Raw genomic sequence first — 15,164 nt, 5'->3', positions numbered from 1 at the left:
TCGGTGGTGGATTCGTCAGGCACCCAGGCTCTTCTCTTCAAGGCCCCCCGCGAGCACATGCGCGTGCACGTGGAAGACGGTCTGGCCCGCGTTCGGGCCGGTGTTGAACACCAGGCGGAAGTCTCCGTCGGCGTGCTCGGCCGCCAGTGAGTTGGCGAGCCCGACGAGCTCGGCGAGCAGTTCGGGGTCGCCCGCGGCCAGTTCGACGACGTTGCGGAAGTCCTGGGTCTTCGGGATGACCAGGAGGTGCAGCGGCGCCTGCGGCGCGATGTCGCGGATGGCGAACGCGTTCTCGGTCTCGGCGACGATCTCGGACGGGATCTCGCCGCTGCGGATGCGGGTGAAGATCGAGGGCTCGCTCATGTGGAAAGTCTACCGACGCGCTCTCGCGCCGAGACCGGTGGCGCGGGCGCTGTCACCAGCGGTCGAGGGCGACGCTCACCACCGCCAGGGCGGCAGGTCCCGCCGTCGACGTGCGAAGCACGGTGCCGCCGAGCCGGACAGGACGTGCGCCCGCCGCGCCGAGCGTCGACAGCTCTTCGGGCGCGATGCCTCCCTCCGGTCCGACGACGAGCACGACGTCGCGGTCGTCATCCGGGTCCGGCCGCAGGTCGCTCAGCCTCTCGCCCGCCGTGGGCTCCAGCAGGAGCACACGGGAGACGGCGGCGCGTCGCGCGAGCTCCTTCGTCGTGACGAGCTCGGCGACGTCCGGCAGCCATGCGCGATGCGCCTGCTTGCCGGCTTCGCGCACGATCGACGCCCACCGTGCGCGCCCCTTCGCCGACTTCGCCGCATCCCACCGCGAGACGCTGCGCGCGGCCTGCCACGGCACGATCTCGTCGACGCCGAGCTCGGTCGCCGCCTGCACCGCCAGCTCGTCGCGATCGCCCTTGGCCAGCGCCTGGACGAGCACGATGCGAGGACTGGGGGCTGCGACATCCGTCCGGTCGTGGATGCGCACGACCACTTCGCGCGGGGCGACCGCCTCGACGGTCGCGGTGAGCCAGGCGCCGCGACCGTCGCCGACCGTGACCTCCTCACCGACACGCACCCGTCGCACCGTCGCCGCGTGATGCGCCTCGGCGCCGGTGAGCGTCACCGCCTCGCCGGGCCGGGCCGCCACGGGCGTGTCGAGCAGGAAGTGCAGCGGCATCCGTCAGCCGTTCCGGAAGCGGTCGCGCAGCTTCGCGAACAGCCCCTGGTGGAACTCCGCGAGCCTGGGCTGCGGCGCCTTGGTGCGCTTGGCGAACTCTTCGATCAGCGCCCGCTCCTTGTGGTCGAGGCGCGTGGGCGTGACGACGTGGACTCCGACGCGCAGATCGCCGCGCTGAGTGCCGCGCAGAGGTGTGATGCCTCGCCCCTTGATCGTGAGCACGTCGCCGGCCTGCACGCCCGGGCGCACCTCGAGCTCGACGGGGCCGTCGAGGGATTCGATCGTGGTCGTCGTCCCGAGGATCGCGTCCGGCATCGACACCTCGAGCGTCGCGAGCAGGTCGTCGCCGTCCCTGCTGAAGACCTCGTGGGGCGTGACCGTCACCTCGATGTAGAGGTCGCCGTTCGGGCCACCCGCCGGCCCGACCTCTCCGGAGCCCGGAAGCTGCAGCCGCAGGCCGGTCTCGACGCCGGCGGGGATGTCGAGCGACACGGTGCGACGTGCACGCACGCGGCCCTGGCCCTGGCACGTGGCGCACGGATACGGGATGGTCGTGCCGAATCCCTGGCACACGTTGCAGGGCTGGCTCGTGACGACGTTGCCCAGCAGGCTCCGCACCTGCCGCTGCACCTGTCCCGTGCCGTGGCAGATGTCGCACGTGACGGGCGTGGTCCCCGGCTGGCAGCACGAACCCTGACACGTCTCACACAGCACGGCCGTGTCGACCTCGAGCTCGCGGTGCACCCCGAACACGACGTCGCTGAGCTCGAGCGTGACCCGCACGAGCGCGTCCTGCCCGCGTTCGCGCCGCGAGCGGGGCCGGCCGCCCCGCGAGCCGGCGGCTCCGAAGAACGTCTCGAAGATGTCGTTGAACCCGCCGAAGCCCCCGGCGCCGCCGAACGGCGAGTCGCCGCCGCCCATGTCGTAGCGCGCGCGCTGCTCGGGATCGCTCAGCACGTCGTACGCATGCGTGACGAGCTTGAAGCGCTCGGACGCATCCTCCCCCGGGTTCACGTCGGGGTGCAGCTCCCGCGCGAGGCGCCGGTACGCCTTCTTGATCTCGTCGGGGGTGGCGTCGCGTGAGACGCCGAGAACCTCGTAGTGGTCAGCCACTTTCGCCTTCCTGCCGCGGTTCGGCCGCGGGATCGTGTGTGCGCGTGCGGGTCAGCGCGTGCTCTCGTCCTGCTCGAGCATCCGCGTGAGGTAGCGCGCGACGGCTCGCACCGCCGCCAGATTGGTCGGGTAGTCCATGCGCGTCGGACCCATGACGCCGACGCGCGCCCGGGACCCGGTGGCGTCGTAGTCGCTTGCGACGACGGATGCCTCGGCCAGGCCGAACGGCTCGTTCTCACGTCCGATGCTCGCCGCGAGACCGTGCTCGTCGGCGACCATCTCGCCCATCAGCCGCAGGATCGTGACCTGCTCCTCGATCGCCTCGAGCAGCGGGTAGATGCTGCCGCGGAAGTCGGCCTCGCGTCGCGCGAGCGTCGCGCTCCCGGCCATCACGAGCCGGTCCTGACGGAACTCTTCGAGCTCCTCGGCGACGGTGCGGACGATCTCGTCGGTCGCGCGGACGTGTGCAGCGGCGTGGGCAGCCGAGGCCGCCAAGCGGTCCTCGATGCGCTGCAGCCCGTCGCGGACGGGCCTGCCGACCAGCAGCGTGCCGAGTTCGGCGCGGATGCGCGCCAGGTCCGGCTCGTCGAACTCGTCGCCGACGAGCGTGAGTCGCTGCGACACGCGGCCGGTGTCGGTCACGACGATCACCAGCATCCGCCCCCCGCCCAGCTGGACCAGCTCGACGTGGGTGACGTTCGCGCGCGCGAACGAGGGGTACTGCACGATCGCGACCTGACCGGTGAGCTGCGTCAGCGCGCGGACGGTGCGGGCCAGCACGTCGTCGAGGTCGCCGGAATCGTCGAGGAAGGATGCGATCGCGGAGCGCTGCGCGGGTGTGAGGGGACGCAGCTCCGCGAGGTGGTCGACGAAGACGCGGTAGCCCTTGTCGGTGGGCACGCGGCCCGAGGAGGTGTGGGGGGCGGCGATGAGGTCTTCGTCTTCGAGCAGGGCCATGTCGTTGCGGATCGTCGCCGCCGACACGCCGAACGCGTGCCGTTCGACGATCGCCTTGCTGCCGACCGGCTCGCGCGTATCGACGTAGTCCTGGACGATCGCCCGCAGCACCTGGAGCCCGCGCTCGCTGACCATCCCGCCTCCTCACGCTGATTCCCGGCGCCAGAGCATCTGGCACTCGCATGACTGGAGTGCCAATTCTACCGGATCGGCCTCGCTTCGGCCCGGAGGCGCGTCACTCGGTGAGTGCCCGCACGACCGCGTCGGCGAGCAGCCGGCCCCGGCGGGTCAGCACGATCCGGCCTCCGCGGACGGCGGCAGGACCGTCGACAAGGCCGTCCGCGATGAGCGCGGCGACCGCGTGCCGCCCTTCGCCCAGGAGCTCGGAGACGGGCAGCCCGTCGCGAAGACGGCTGCGCAGCAGCACGTTCTCGAGCGCTCGGGCGGCAGCATCCGGCGTCTCCCTCGCCGCGGCGGGGGACTCCCCCGCCGCGAGCCGCTGCGCGTAGGCGGCGGGGTGCTTCACGTTCCAGAAGCGCACCCCCGCGATGTGACTGTGGGCCCCTGGTCCGAACCCCCACCAGTCGGCCCCGGTCCAGTACGCGAGGTTGTGACGGGAGCGGTGGGAGTCCTCGCGCGCCCAGTTCGACACCTCGTACCACTGGAACCCGGCGCCGACGAGGAGGTCGTCGGCCAGCTCGTACATGTCGGCCTGCAGGTCGTCGTCGGGCGCCTCGACCTCGCCTCGACGGATCTGACGCGCCAGCTTCGTGCCGTCCTCGATGATGAGCGCATACGCCGAGACATGGTCGGGCTGGAGCCCGATCGCGGCCTCGAGCGAGGCGCGCCAGTCCTCGAGAGACTCACCCGGCGCACCGTAGATCAGGTCGACGCTGACGTCGAGCCCCGCGCCGCGCGCCGCGCGCACGGCCGCCACGACATTCGCGGGCTCGTGCGTGCGGTCCAGCGCCGCCAGCACGTGCGGCACGGCGGACTGCATGCCGATCGACAGCCGGGTCACCCCCGCCGCCGCGAGCTCGGCCGCGACCGCGTCGGTGACCGTGTCGGGGTTCGCCTCGACGGTGACCTCGGCGCCGTCGACGACTCCGAACGCCTCGCGGATGCCCCCGAGCATGCGCGCCAGGTCGCCGGCCGGCAGCAGGGTCGGCGTGCCGCCGCCGAAGAACACCGTCGTGGCCGGGCGGTTGCCGCCGGTCCGCGCAAGCACGGCTTCGGCGAGCCGCACCTCGCGCAGCAGCGTGTCGGCGTACTCGTCCTGGCGCGTCCCTCGAAGCTCCGACGACGTGTACGTGTTGAAGTCGCAGTAGCCGCACCGCACGCGGCAGAACGGGACGTGGAGGTACACGCCGAAGTCGGTGCCTGCGTCCACCCGTACGTCGGCAGGGAGCGAGCCGTCCGCCGGCACGGGCTCTCCCAGCGGAAGCGCGGAGCCCATCAGCGCCTCACGCGGGCGTCGTGTAGAGCGGCGAGATCGCGCGCAGATAGCGGGTGAACAGCTCGCGGCGCCGGCGGCGCGTGAGCGCGGGCAGCATCTTGTACAGGAGTGCGCGCGGAGCGTCGAAAGCCCGCACGGTGAACCACACCTCGTCGTTGTCGAGCCAGTCGAGCATGAACGACTCCTCGCCGCTGACGACGGAATCGCTCACGGTGCCGAGGGCGAAGCCCACGCGACGGGGCTCCTCGACGGCGAAGATCACCCGCAGCTCGGCATCGGCGCGCATGCCCTTCACGCGCCCGTCGACGCGGATCGTGGTGCCGGCGCCGACGTACGGCGTGCCGTCGGCGTCGAATCGCTGCTCCGCCTCGGAGCGACTCGGTGCGATCGGGTTGCCCTCCGCGTCGAAGCTCACGCCGGAGTACATGGGACCGGCGGCCGGACGCACGTCCTTGACCGTGAGGCCGGCTCCGCGCTGCGCCGTCCACGACAGCAGCGCCTCGCTCGCCGCACGGAAGCGGTCCTCGCCGCTGCCGATGCGCCATGACTCCTCCGCCGGGACGCTGCGCTCCGGCGGATACTGCATGAGGTCCGGCGCCTGCGTCGCCCCGACGGCGGCGTAGTCGACGGTGTCGTCCCGGAAGCTCCCTCGACGCATGTTCCCCAGCCTACTTCGAGGCCTTCCCCTCGACGTCGCCCGACAGCGCGGCGATGAACGCCTCCTGGGGCACCTCCACGCGACCGACCATCTTCATGCGCTTCTTGCCCTCCTTCTGCTTCTCGAGCAGCTTGCGCTTGCGCGTGATGTCGCCGCCGTAGCACTTGGCGAGCACGTCCTTGCGCATGGCGCGGATGTTCTCGCGCGCGATGATCCGGGCCCCGATCGCCGCCTGGATCGGCACCTCGAACTGCTGACGAGGGATGAGCTTTCGCAGGCGCTCGGTCATCATCGTGCCGTAGGCATAGGCCTTCTCGCGGTGCACGATCGAGCTGAACGCATCGACCTTGTCGCCCTGCAGCAGGATGTCGACCTTCACCAGGTCGGCCTCCTGGCTGCCTGCGGGTTCGTAGTCGAGGCTCGCGTACCCCTGCGTGCGGCTCTTGAGCTGGTCGAAGAAGTCGAAGACGATCTCGCCGAGCGGCATGTTGTAACGCAGCTCGACGCGCTCCTCGCTGAAGTACTCCATGCCCAGCAGCTGGCCGCGCCGCCCCTGACACAGCTCCATGGCGGTGCCGACGTAGTCCTTCGGCAGCAGGATCGCCGCCTTGACGACGGGTTCGCTCACCGAGGCGACGCGACCGTCGGGGTACTCGCTCGGATTCGTGACGGTGACCTGCTCGCCCGTGTCGGTGGTCACCTCGTAGATCACCGACGGTGCCGTGGTGATGAGGTCGAGGTCGAACTCGCGCGAGAGGCGTTCGGTGATGATCTCGAGGTGCAGCAGGCCGAGGAAGCCGCAGCGGAAGCCGAAGCCCAGGGCGACCGAGGTCTCGGGCTCGTACTGCAGCGAGGCATCCGAGAGCTTCAGCTTGTCGAGGGCCTCGCGCAGGTCGCCGTAGTCGCTTCCGTCGATCGGGTAGACGCCCGAGAAGACCATCGGCTTCGGGTCGGTGTAGCCGGCGAGCGCGTCGGACGCCGGCTTGCGCGCGTTGGTGACGGTGTCGCCGACCTTCGACTGGCGCACGTCCTTCACACCGGTGATGAGGTAGCCGACCTCGCCGACGCCGAGGCCCTTGGTGGGCACCGGCTCCGGGCTCGAGACGCCGATCTCGAGCAGTTCGTGGGTCGCCTTCGTCGACATCATCTGGATCCGCTCGCGGGGCTCGAGCTTGCCGTCCACCATGCGCACGTAGGTGACGACACCGCGGTACGAGTCGTACACCGAGTCGAAGATCATGGCGCGGGCCGGGGCATCCGCGTTCCCCGTGGGCGCCGGGATCTCGCCGACGATGCGGTCCAGCAGGTATTCGACGCCCTGCCCGGTCTTTCCCGACACCCGCAGCACGTCGTCGGGCGAGCCGCCGATGAGGCCCGCGAGCTCGGCTGCGAACTTCTCGGGATCTGCGGCAGGCAGGTCGATCTTGTTGAGCACCGGGATGATGTGCAGATCGTTCTCGAGGGCGAGGTACAGGTTCGCGAGCGTCTGCGCCTCGATCCCCTGCGCGGCGTCGACGAGCAGGATCGCGCCCTCGCATGCGGCGAGCGAGCGCGACACCTCGTACGTGAAGTCCACGTGACCGGGCGTGTCGATCATGTTGAGCGTGAACGTCCCGTCGGCCGTCGCCCACGGCATCCGCACCGCCTGTGACTTGATCGTGATGCCGCGCTCGCGCTCGATGTCCATGCGATCGAGGTACTGCGCGCGCATGTCGCGGTCGGCGACCACGCCGGTGATCTGCAGCATCCGGTCGGCGAGCGTCGACTTGCCGTGGTCGATATGAGCGATGATGCAGAAGTTGCGGATCAGCTCGGGCGGCGTGGCGGACGGCTCGAGGGGCTTCAGGGCGCGCGGTGACATGTCCAGACGATTGTACGGGTGGCGGATGGGCCCGGCCTCCGCACACCGCGGCTACTCTGGGCGCATGGCGGTCCAGGTCGTCCTCGTCCACGGCATCCGCACGTCCGCCACGATGTGGCGATCACAGGTGGAGTACCTCCGGGAACGCGGGAATCCGGTGGTCGCCGTCGATCTCCCGGGCCATGGGTCGCGAATGGCCGAGGAGTACTCGCTCGACGGTGCGCTCGCGACCATCGACGAGGCGGTGACGGATGCCGCGACCCGCGGTCCGGTGCTGCTCGTGGGCCATTCGATGGGCGGTCTCGTGTCGATCGAGTACGCCGGCAGCCGGGACCGCCCACCGGTGGCGGGCCTCGTCGCGGCTTCGTGCACGGCGATCCCGCGCGGCGTGGGACTCGCGGCGTACCGCCTGCTCGCGCGCGGCTTCGACTCGCTGCCCGACCGGGGCCTGTGGCTGACCCGTCAGATGCTGTACCGCACGCTGCCGCCCGAGACCGTGGAGGACTTCGGAGCCGGCGGGTATGCCTTCGACACGCAAGACCTGGCGCTGCGCAGCCTTTCGGTGCTGGACCTGATGTCGGCGCTGCACCGGATCGACGTGCCGCTGTGGTTCGTCAACGGCCAGTACGACCAGCTCCGTGTCAATGAGAAGCTGTTCGTGCGCGTCGCCCGGCATGCCGAGCTGATCGTCCTCCCCCGCACCAGCCACCTCGTCAGCGCGATGCGTCCGCAGGCCTTCAACGCCGTCCTGAACCTCGCGATCACGACGCTCGCTCTTCGACAGGCTCGGGAACTGCGGGAGACCTGATAGAATCCTTGTTTGGCTTGCGTGTGGGTTCGTCCCTCACGACCGCCGCGAGGCGCCCTCTCTCGCCGACCGGCACATCCATCCGATTCCCTTCGAACGAAAGAACGTCGACACGTGGCGAACATCAAGTCGCAGATCAAGCGCAACAAGACCAACGAGAAGGCGCGCGAGCGCAACAAGGCCGTCAAGAGCGAGCTGAAGACGCACGTGCGCCGTACGCGCGAGGCCGTTGCCGCCGGCGACAAGGCTGCCGCCGAGAAGGCGCTGGCGACGGCGACCAAGAAGCTCGACAAGGCCGTCAGCAAGGGCGTCATCCACAAGAACCAGGCATCGAACCGCAAGTCGGCGATCGCCAAGCAGGTCGCTTCGCTCTGAGCCTGCGCAGACCCGACCTTCAGGTCCGAGGCCCGTCCCGTGTGGGGCGGGCCTTTCTGCTGTCCGCAGCGATCAGACGGGCCCGTGCGCTGATCAGGAGCCGTACGGGGCGCGCGTCGCGATCACCGTGATCATGCGTTCGAGGGCGAAGACCGCGTCGCGCGAGCCGCCCTTGACCTCGGCGTCTGCCCGCGCCGTCGCCTGGATCGCGCGGCCGAGGGACTCTTCGTTCCAGCCCACGAGGTCGCGCCGGGCGCGATCGACCTGCCAGTCCTTCATCCCCAGCCGAGCGGCGAGGGCCGCCGACGGCTCCCGCACGCCGGCCACCCGCGCCATCGTGCGCAGCTTCATCGCGACCGCGGCCACGAGCGGCACCGGATCGGCACCGGACGCCAGCGCGTGCCGCAGCGCGATCAGCGCCTCGCCGTAGCGGCCGGCGATCGCGGTGTCTGCGACCGTGAAGGCCGAGGTCTCGACGCGGCCGCCGTAGTAGCGCTGCACGACGTCTTCCGTCACGTCTCCGGGGACATCGGAGATGAGCTGCTGGCACGCGGCAGCAAGCTCCGTGAGGTCGTCGGCGAAGGCGGAGACGAGCGCACGCAGGGCGGCAGGAGCGATGCGCTTGCTCGCGGCCTGGAACTCTCCGGCCGCGAAGTCGTAGCGATCGGAGTCGCGCTTGACGGCCGGGCACGCGATCTCGACGCCCGAGCCCTCACCTGCTCGGATCGCATCGAGCAGCTTCTTGCCACGCACGCTCGCCCCGGTGTGCCGCAGCACGACCGTCGCGCCGTCCTGCGGCGCAGCGAGGTACGAGATCGCCTCGGCGAGGAACGTGTCGGAGCACTTCTCGACGCCGCTGACGCGCACCAGCCGCGGCTCGCCGAACAGCGACGGCGAGGTGACCCCGAGCAGAGTTCCCGCCGCGTAGTCGTCGGCGCGTACGTCGCTCACTTCCAGCGTCGGATCTTCGGCGCGCAGGTAGTCGCGCACCCCGGCGATGGCGCGTTCGGCGCACACTTCCTCGGGGCCTGAGACGAGCACGATCGGCGCCGGCTGAGGTGCGCGCCACGAGAGTTGCGGGATGACGCTGCGCGGCGCCTTCGCGGGGGCGCGGCGCGCGGGTGAAGCCATTCCCCCAGCCTACCGACGACCCCCGACTCGGTCCTCGCGTTCGCGCCACACGCGCAGGCCCGCGGCCGACTCCGCCACCGTCACGATGCCGTGCAGATCGGTGCGCGTCACCTGCGCGCCGAGATCCTCGAGCACCGCCAGGATCGTGTCGCGCGGGTGCCCGTAGTCGTTGCCCGCTCCGACCGTGATGAGAGCCAGCGACGGTGCCGCCGACGCGTAGAGGCCGGCATCCTGATCCCCGCTGCCGTGATGGGCGACCTTGACGACCGCGTACGGCGGCACCAGTGCGCCGGACGCCTCGAGCACGCGCTGCGGCGAGGCCGACAGGTCGCCGAGCAGCAGGATCGCCGGGATCCCGCCCCCGCGCACGTCGAGCACGACGCTGGCGTCGTTGCCGGGCGCGAACGCGCGGCTTCCGGCGGCCGGCCACAGCACGCGCCACCGCGCTTCTCCCAGCGAGCCGCTCACGCCGGCGGACGCCTCGACGCTGTGCGCGCCCGCGGCGACGAGGCTCGCGATCGCGACGCGCCCGTCGTCGTCCGGCGGACCGTGGATCACGGTTCCCACCCGGCCCACGACGGCCGCGATGCCGCCGGAATGGTCGAGGTCGAAGTGCGTCAGCGCGAGCAGGTCGATCCGGTCGATCCCCGCGCGCGCGAGGCACGCGCTCAGCGCCGCGGGATCCGGCCCGGTGTCGACGAGGGCGACGCTCCCCGCTGACCGGAGCAGTACGGCATCGCCCTGGCCGATGTCGCAGGCCAGGATGCTCCAGTCCGCGGGGAGCGTCCATCGCCCTGCCACCGTGCTGAGCGCGCCGCCGCCGAGCGCGACCCCCGTCACCGTCGCGACGAGGGCGAGCGAGGTGCCACGCAGCAGCAGCCGTGCACGCCCGGGGCCCCTGCGCACCGCGATCGCCACGGCGACCGCCGCACCGACGGCGGTGAGCGCGAGGGCACCCGCCCACCCCTCGAACCACGGCACCATCCCGGCCGGCAGCGCCGTCACCGTGGTCGCGGTCGCGGCGATCCACGAGGCGGGGAGCCACGCCAGGCCGGCGAGCCCCGCCTGCAGCAGGGGCAGCGGCGCGGCGAGGCAGGCCGCCAGCCCCACGACGGTCGCGACCGGCGCCGCCGGGCCCGCGAGCAGATTGGCGGCGACGCCGTACAGCGGCACACGCGGATCGATGAGCACCAGCAGCGGCCCGCATGCGAGCTGCGCGGCCAGCGGGATCGACAACGAGAGCGCGAGGGGGCGCGGCATCGCCCGCCCGAGTCCCTCGGCCAGAGGACGCGCGAGCAGGAGCAGCGATGCGGTCGCCACAACCGACAGCGCGAAGCCGAGCGAGGCGGAGAGCCAGGGATCGAGTGCCAGCAGCACGGCGACGGCGAGCGCCAGCATCGCGAGCCCGGCCCCCGTGCGGCCGAGCAGCACCGCGAGCATCGCGATGGACGCCATGCCCGCGGCCCGCACGACGCTCGGCTCGGGGGTCACCAGCAGCACGAACCCGCCGAGCACGGCCAGTCCCACGATGACGCGTGCGCCGCGTGAACCGCCGAGAGCGGCCGTCACCGCGAAGGCGATGCCGACCACGAGGGCGCAGTTGGCCCCGGACACCGCGGTGAGGTGCGAGAGCGACGACTGCTTCATCGCCACGTCGAGGTCGGGCGAGACGGCGCTGGTGTCACCGACCGCGAGCCCGGGCACCAGCCCCGCCCCCTCGCCGGGAAGACCCGCGACGGCGGCCACGAGGCCATGCCGAAGGTCGGCCGCGACCGCCATCGCACCGGCGGGCGGACCGACGACCTCCACGCCGCGCGAGGCCCAGAGTACGAACGCGGCGCGCTCGCCCGGTCGCGCCTCTGCCGCCGTGCCGCGGGCGACGATCACGGCACCGACGTCGACCGCTCCCCCGCGCTCGATGTCTGCAGGATCGACGCGCACGACGATGTCGACCGCGGCCTCGAGCGCGCGCGAGCCCGCCGTGATCCGGGTGGCGCGCGCGTCGAAGGCGAGCGAGCCGCCGGCGCGGCGCTCGACCTTGCCGATCACGGTCGCCTCCACGTCGATGACGCGGCCCGCCTCGATGGCGAACCCGGCGGCTGCGCCGCGCACCGGCGCCGTCAAGGCGACGTGGGATGCCGCGACCGCGGCACCCGCGAGGGCGAGCGCGACGATCACCGGCACGACGCGTGACCGGCGCCGGGATGCGGCGGTCATCCCCACAGCCGTCAGAGCCACGATCCACAGTCCTGCGGCGATCGCCGGGGCAGCCGCGGGCGTCAGGATCGCGACCGCGCCGGCCGACCACGTGGCCGCGGCCACCGGCACGAGGCGCAGGTGCGCCGGGCGCCGCATCGTCACACCGTCACGAGGTCGCGCAGCGACGCGAGCATCTTGTCGCCGATGCCCGGCACCGCGAGGAGGTCTTCGACGGTGGTGAACCCGCCGTTGGCGTCGCGCCACGAGATGATCCGCTCCGCCATCGCCGGACCGATGCGCGGCAGCGTCTCGAGCTGCGCCGAGTCGGCGGTGTTGAGATCGACGAGGCCGCCCGTCTGCGACGCTCCCGGTGCGACTGCCACGGCCTCGCCGATGCGCGGCACGTGGAGCTGCTCGCCGTCCGTGACCGTCCGCGCCAGGTTCACGCCGGCGGGGTCCGCGTCGTCGGCGAACCCGCCCGCCGCGGCGACGGCATCGACCACCCGGGCGCCGGCGGGCAGCACGTACAGACCCGGGGCCGAAACTGCACCGGCGACGTGGACGTACAGGTCGACGACGGCCGGCGTCGCGGTCGCGGCCGGCGCGTCGACGACCACGTGCTCGACGGGTGCGACGGCTCCGCGGAGGATGCCGATGGCGACCGTGACCGCGAGTGCCGCGATCATCAGCACGACGACCGCACCGATTCCCAGACGGCGCCGCCCTGAGGGATCGCCCGCTTCGCCCGTCACCGCCACGCGGCCACGCTAGAGGGGCCGCCGCCGTCCCGCGCCCCGCCGACGACGGAATGTGGACGGGACGGCTTCAGTCTGCGTTGGGGAGGAGCGGCGGCACGGTCAGTGCGTGCTGAAGCTGACGACCTTCGGCGGACGCACCACCGCGCGGGTGACCTCGCGATCACCGAGCGAGCGCACCACCTTCTCGTCGGCCCGTGCGAGCCGCTCGAGCTCGGCCGCGTCGATCCGCGCCGGCACCACGAGCGTCGCGCGGACCTTGCCGTCGATCTGCACCACCGCGGTGACGCTCTCCTCGACCAGGAGCGTCGGGTCGGCGTTGCGCCACGGCACGAGTCCGACGAAGCCGTCGTAGCCGAGGATCTGCCACATCTCCTCCGCGGTGTGCGGGGCGAAGAGGTCGAGGATCATCGCGGTGGCCTCGGCGGCCTCGCGCACGGCCGGGTCGGCGGGGCCGGCGCCGGTGTCGATGACCTTCCGCGTCGCGTTGACCAGCTCCATGAGCCGCGCCACGACGACGTTGAACTTCGTCTGCTCGACGAGCCCCGGCGCATCCGCGAGGAGCCGGTGGGTCACTCTGCGGAGTCCCGCGTCGCCCTCGGCCCAGATGACGTCGGGGGCGCTGGTGACATCCTTCGCGACCCGCCAGGCGCGCGCGAGGAACTTCTGCGCCCCCGTGGTCGAGACGTCCTCCCAGTTGATGTCGTCCTCGACCGGGCCGGCGAAGATCATCGCGACGCGGGAGGCGTCGGCACCGGGGTCCACCATGCTCGAGGCGAACTCGACGAGGTTGCCCTTCGACTTCGACATCTTCGATCCGCCGAGCAGGACCATGCCCTGGTTGATGAGGCTCGAGAACGGCTCGGTGAAGTCGATGAGCCCCATGTCGAACAGCACCTTCGTGATGAAGCGCGCGTACAGCAGGTGCAGGATCGCGTGCTCGACGCCGCCGATGTAGGAGTCGACGGGCGCCCACCGGTCCGCCTCGCGGGTGGGGAACGGCTGCGTGGCGTCGTTCGGCGAGAGGAAGCGCAGGAAGTACCACGAGCTGTCGACGAACGTGTCCATCGTGTCGGGGTCACGCAGCGCCGGCTCCCCCGTCTCAGGGTCGGTGGTCTGCATCCACTCGGCCGCGCCGCCCAGCGGCGAGGTCCCCTTCGGCGCCAGGTCGAGGCCCTTCGCGTCGGGCAGGCGCAGCGGAAGCTGGTCGTCCGGCACGGGCACGATCCGCCCGTCCTCGGTGTGGATCATCGGGATCGGCGTGCCCCAGAACCGCTGGCGCGAGATCAGCCAGTCCCGCAGGCGATAGGACCTCGCGGCGCGACCGGTGCCGGCCTCCTCGAGTTCCTCGATGACCCGCGCGATCGCGTTGCGCTTGGAGAGGCCGTCCAGAGAGCCCGAGTTGACCATGCGTCCGTCGCCGGTCAGTGCGATGCCCGTCGAGGCGGGGTCGATGTCGGCGAGCGTCTCGAGGGGGCCCGGATCGATCGGGACGCCGTCGTCGTCGAGCTCGATCACCGGAATGGCGCCCGTGATCGGCGCGGTGGTGTCGACGACGACCTTGATCGGCAGGTCGAACGCGCGCGCGAAGTCGAGGTCGCGCTGGTCGTGGGCGGGAACGGCCATGACGGCGCCGTGGCCGTAGTCGGCCAGCACGTAGTCCGCGGCCCAGATCGGCAGACGGTCTCCGTTGATCGGGTTGACCGCGTACCGGTCGAGGAACACGCCGGTCTTGGGACGGTCGGTGCTCTGGCGCTCGATGTCGGTCTCGCGCTGGACACGCTCGAGGTAGTCCTGGAAGCGCATGCGGACCTCGGCCGACGAACCGGCCGCCAGCTCGGCCGCGAGATCGCTGTCGGGCGCGACGACCATGAACGTCGCCCCGTGCAGCGTGTCGGGCCGCGTCGAGAACACGGTCACCTTCTCGGCGCGACCTTCGATCTCGAAGTCGATGTCGGCGCCGATCGAGCGGCCGATCCAGTTCCGCTGCATGCGGATGACCTTCTGCGGCCAGAAGCCCTCGAGCTGGTTGAGGTCGTCGAGCAGCCGGTCGGCGTACTCGGTGATCTTGAAGTACCACTGCGTGAGCTTCTTCTTCACGACCTCGGCGCCGCAGCGCTCGCAGTGACCGTCGACGACCTGCTCGTTCGCGAGCACGGTCTGGTCGTTCGGGCACCAGTTGACCGGGCTCTCCTTGCGGTACGCCAGATCGCGCTCGTACAGCCGCTGGAACAGCCACTGGTTCCAGCGGTAGTACTCCGGGTCGCTGGTGTGCAGGATGCGCGACCAGTCGTAGGACGAGCCGTACTGGCGGAAGCTCTTCTTGTGCAGCTCGATGTTGGCGTACGTCCACTCGCGCGGATCCGCGCCGCGTTGGATCGCCGCGTTCTCGGCGGGCAGGCCGAAGGAGTCCCAGCCGATCGGGTTGAGGACGTTGTAGCCGCGATGGCGCCAGAACCGCGCGACCACGTCGACGTAGGCGTAGTTCTCGGCGTGGCCCATGTGCAGGTCGCCCGACGGGTACGGGAACATGCCCAGCACGTACTTGCGGGGCCGGGTGTCGTCGTCTCCGCCGGCACGGAACGGGTCGGCCTCCGCCCAGCGCGCCTGCCACTTCTCCTGGATCGCGTAGGCGTCGTAGCCGTCGGTGGGCGCGGTGGTGTCGGAGGACATGGTCTGACTCACGGGGGAAGAACCA

13 protein-coding genes are annotated in these 15,164 nt (G+C 71.4%); 2 read left to right on the top strand and 11 right to left on the bottom strand.

Annotated features, from left to right (window positions below; translation table 11 throughout):
* Nucleotides 1–15: 15 nt before the first annotated feature.
* The 7 genes from IM778_RS08285 to lepA all read right to left on the bottom strand — a co-directional run bounded on the left by IM778_RS08285 (nt 16) and on the right by lepA (nt 7,198).
* Nucleotides 16–363, bottom strand: coding sequence for an HIT domain-containing protein (locus IM778_RS08285; RefSeq protein ID WP_194411532.1), 348 nt, complete (start codon nt 361–363; stop codon nt 16–18).
* Nucleotides 364–415: 52 nt separating this feature from the next.
* Complete coding sequence (locus IM778_RS08280; protein WP_194411531.1) at nt 416–1,153, bottom strand: 16S rRNA (uracil(1498)-N(3))-methyltransferase; 738 nt, start codon at nt 1,151–1,153, stop codon at nt 416–418.
* A 3-nt stretch (nt 1,154–1,156) separates the two neighbouring features.
* Complete coding sequence (gene dnaJ / locus IM778_RS08275; RefSeq protein ID WP_194411530.1) at nt 1,157–2,266, bottom strand: molecular chaperone DnaJ; 1,110 nt, start codon at nt 2,264–2,266, stop codon at nt 1,157–1,159.
* Between the two features lie 51 nt (nt 2,267–2,317).
* Entirely contained in the window at nt 2,318–3,358 is a 1,041-nt protein-coding gene (gene hrcA / locus IM778_RS08270) for a heat-inducible transcriptional repressor HrcA (RefSeq protein WP_194411529.1), read from the bottom strand.
* Between the two features lie 100 nt (nt 3,359–3,458).
* Nucleotides 3,459–4,679, bottom strand: a complete 1,221-nt coding sequence (gene hemW / locus IM778_RS08265) for a radical SAM family heme chaperone HemW (RefSeq protein WP_194411528.1) — start codon at nt 4,677–4,679, stop codon at nt 3,459–3,461.
* Between the two features lie 7 nt (nt 4,680–4,686).
* Nucleotides 4,687–5,337: a DUF1990 family protein gene (locus IM778_RS08260; protein ID WP_194411527.1), complete on the bottom strand. Its 651-nt coding sequence runs from the start codon at nt 5,335–5,337 to the stop codon at nt 4,687–4,689.
* 10 nt (nt 5,338–5,347) lie between these two features.
* A complete protein-coding gene (gene lepA, locus IM778_RS08255) occupies nt 5,348–7,198 on the bottom strand; it encodes a translation elongation factor 4 (RefSeq protein WP_194411526.1) in 1,851 nt (616 codons plus the stop codon).
* A 64-nt stretch (nt 7,199–7,262) separates the two neighbouring features.
* Between lepA and IM778_RS08250 the strand changes: the two genes are divergently transcribed.
* On the top strand, nt 7,263–8,006 hold the full coding sequence (locus IM778_RS08250; protein ID WP_194411525.1) for an alpha/beta fold hydrolase: 744 nt from the start codon (nt 7,263–7,265) through the stop codon (nt 8,004–8,006).
* Nucleotides 8,007–8,120: 114 nt separating this feature from the next.
* Entirely contained in the window at nt 8,121–8,381 is a 261-nt protein-coding gene (gene rpsT / locus IM778_RS08245) for a 30S ribosomal protein S20 (RefSeq protein WP_194411524.1), read from the top strand.
* A 93-nt stretch (nt 8,382–8,474) separates the two neighbouring features.
* Here the strand turns inward: rpsT and holA are convergent, their stop codons facing one another.
* The 4 genes from holA to leuS all read right to left on the bottom strand — a co-directional run bounded on the left by holA (nt 8,475) and on the right by leuS (nt 15,139).
* Nucleotides 8,475–9,512: a DNA polymerase III subunit delta gene (gene holA, locus IM778_RS08240; protein WP_194411523.1), complete on the bottom strand. Its 1,038-nt coding sequence runs from the start codon at nt 9,510–9,512 to the stop codon at nt 8,475–8,477.
* Nucleotides 9,513–9,521: 9 nt separating this feature from the next.
* A complete protein-coding gene (locus tag IM778_RS08235; RefSeq protein ID WP_194411522.1) occupies nt 9,522–11,867 on the bottom strand; it encodes a ComEC/Rec2 family competence protein in 2,346 nt (781 codons plus the stop codon).
* A gap of 2 nt (nt 11,868–11,869) precedes the next feature.
* On the bottom strand, nt 11,870–12,397 hold the full coding sequence (locus IM778_RS08230; protein WP_194411785.1) for a ComEA family DNA-binding protein: 528 nt from the start codon (nt 12,395–12,397) through the stop codon (nt 11,870–11,872).
* 171 nt (nt 12,398–12,568) lie between these two features.
* Nucleotides 12,569–15,139 carry a leucine--tRNA ligase gene (gene leuS, locus IM778_RS08225; RefSeq protein WP_194411521.1) on the bottom strand — a complete coding sequence of 857 codons (2,571 nt, stop codon included), beginning with the start codon at nt 15,137–15,139 and terminating at the stop codon, nt 12,569–12,571.
* Between the last annotated feature and the right edge of the window lie 25 nt (nt 15,140–15,164).

The sequence above is a fragment of the Microbacterium cremeum genome, assembly GCF_015277855.1.
Lineage (GTDB): Bacteria > Actinomycetota > Actinomycetes > Actinomycetales > Microbacteriaceae > Microbacterium > Microbacterium cremeum.
The sequence above is the reverse complement of the archived record's forward strand: the minus strand, read 5'-3'. Positions and strand labels throughout refer to the sequence as shown.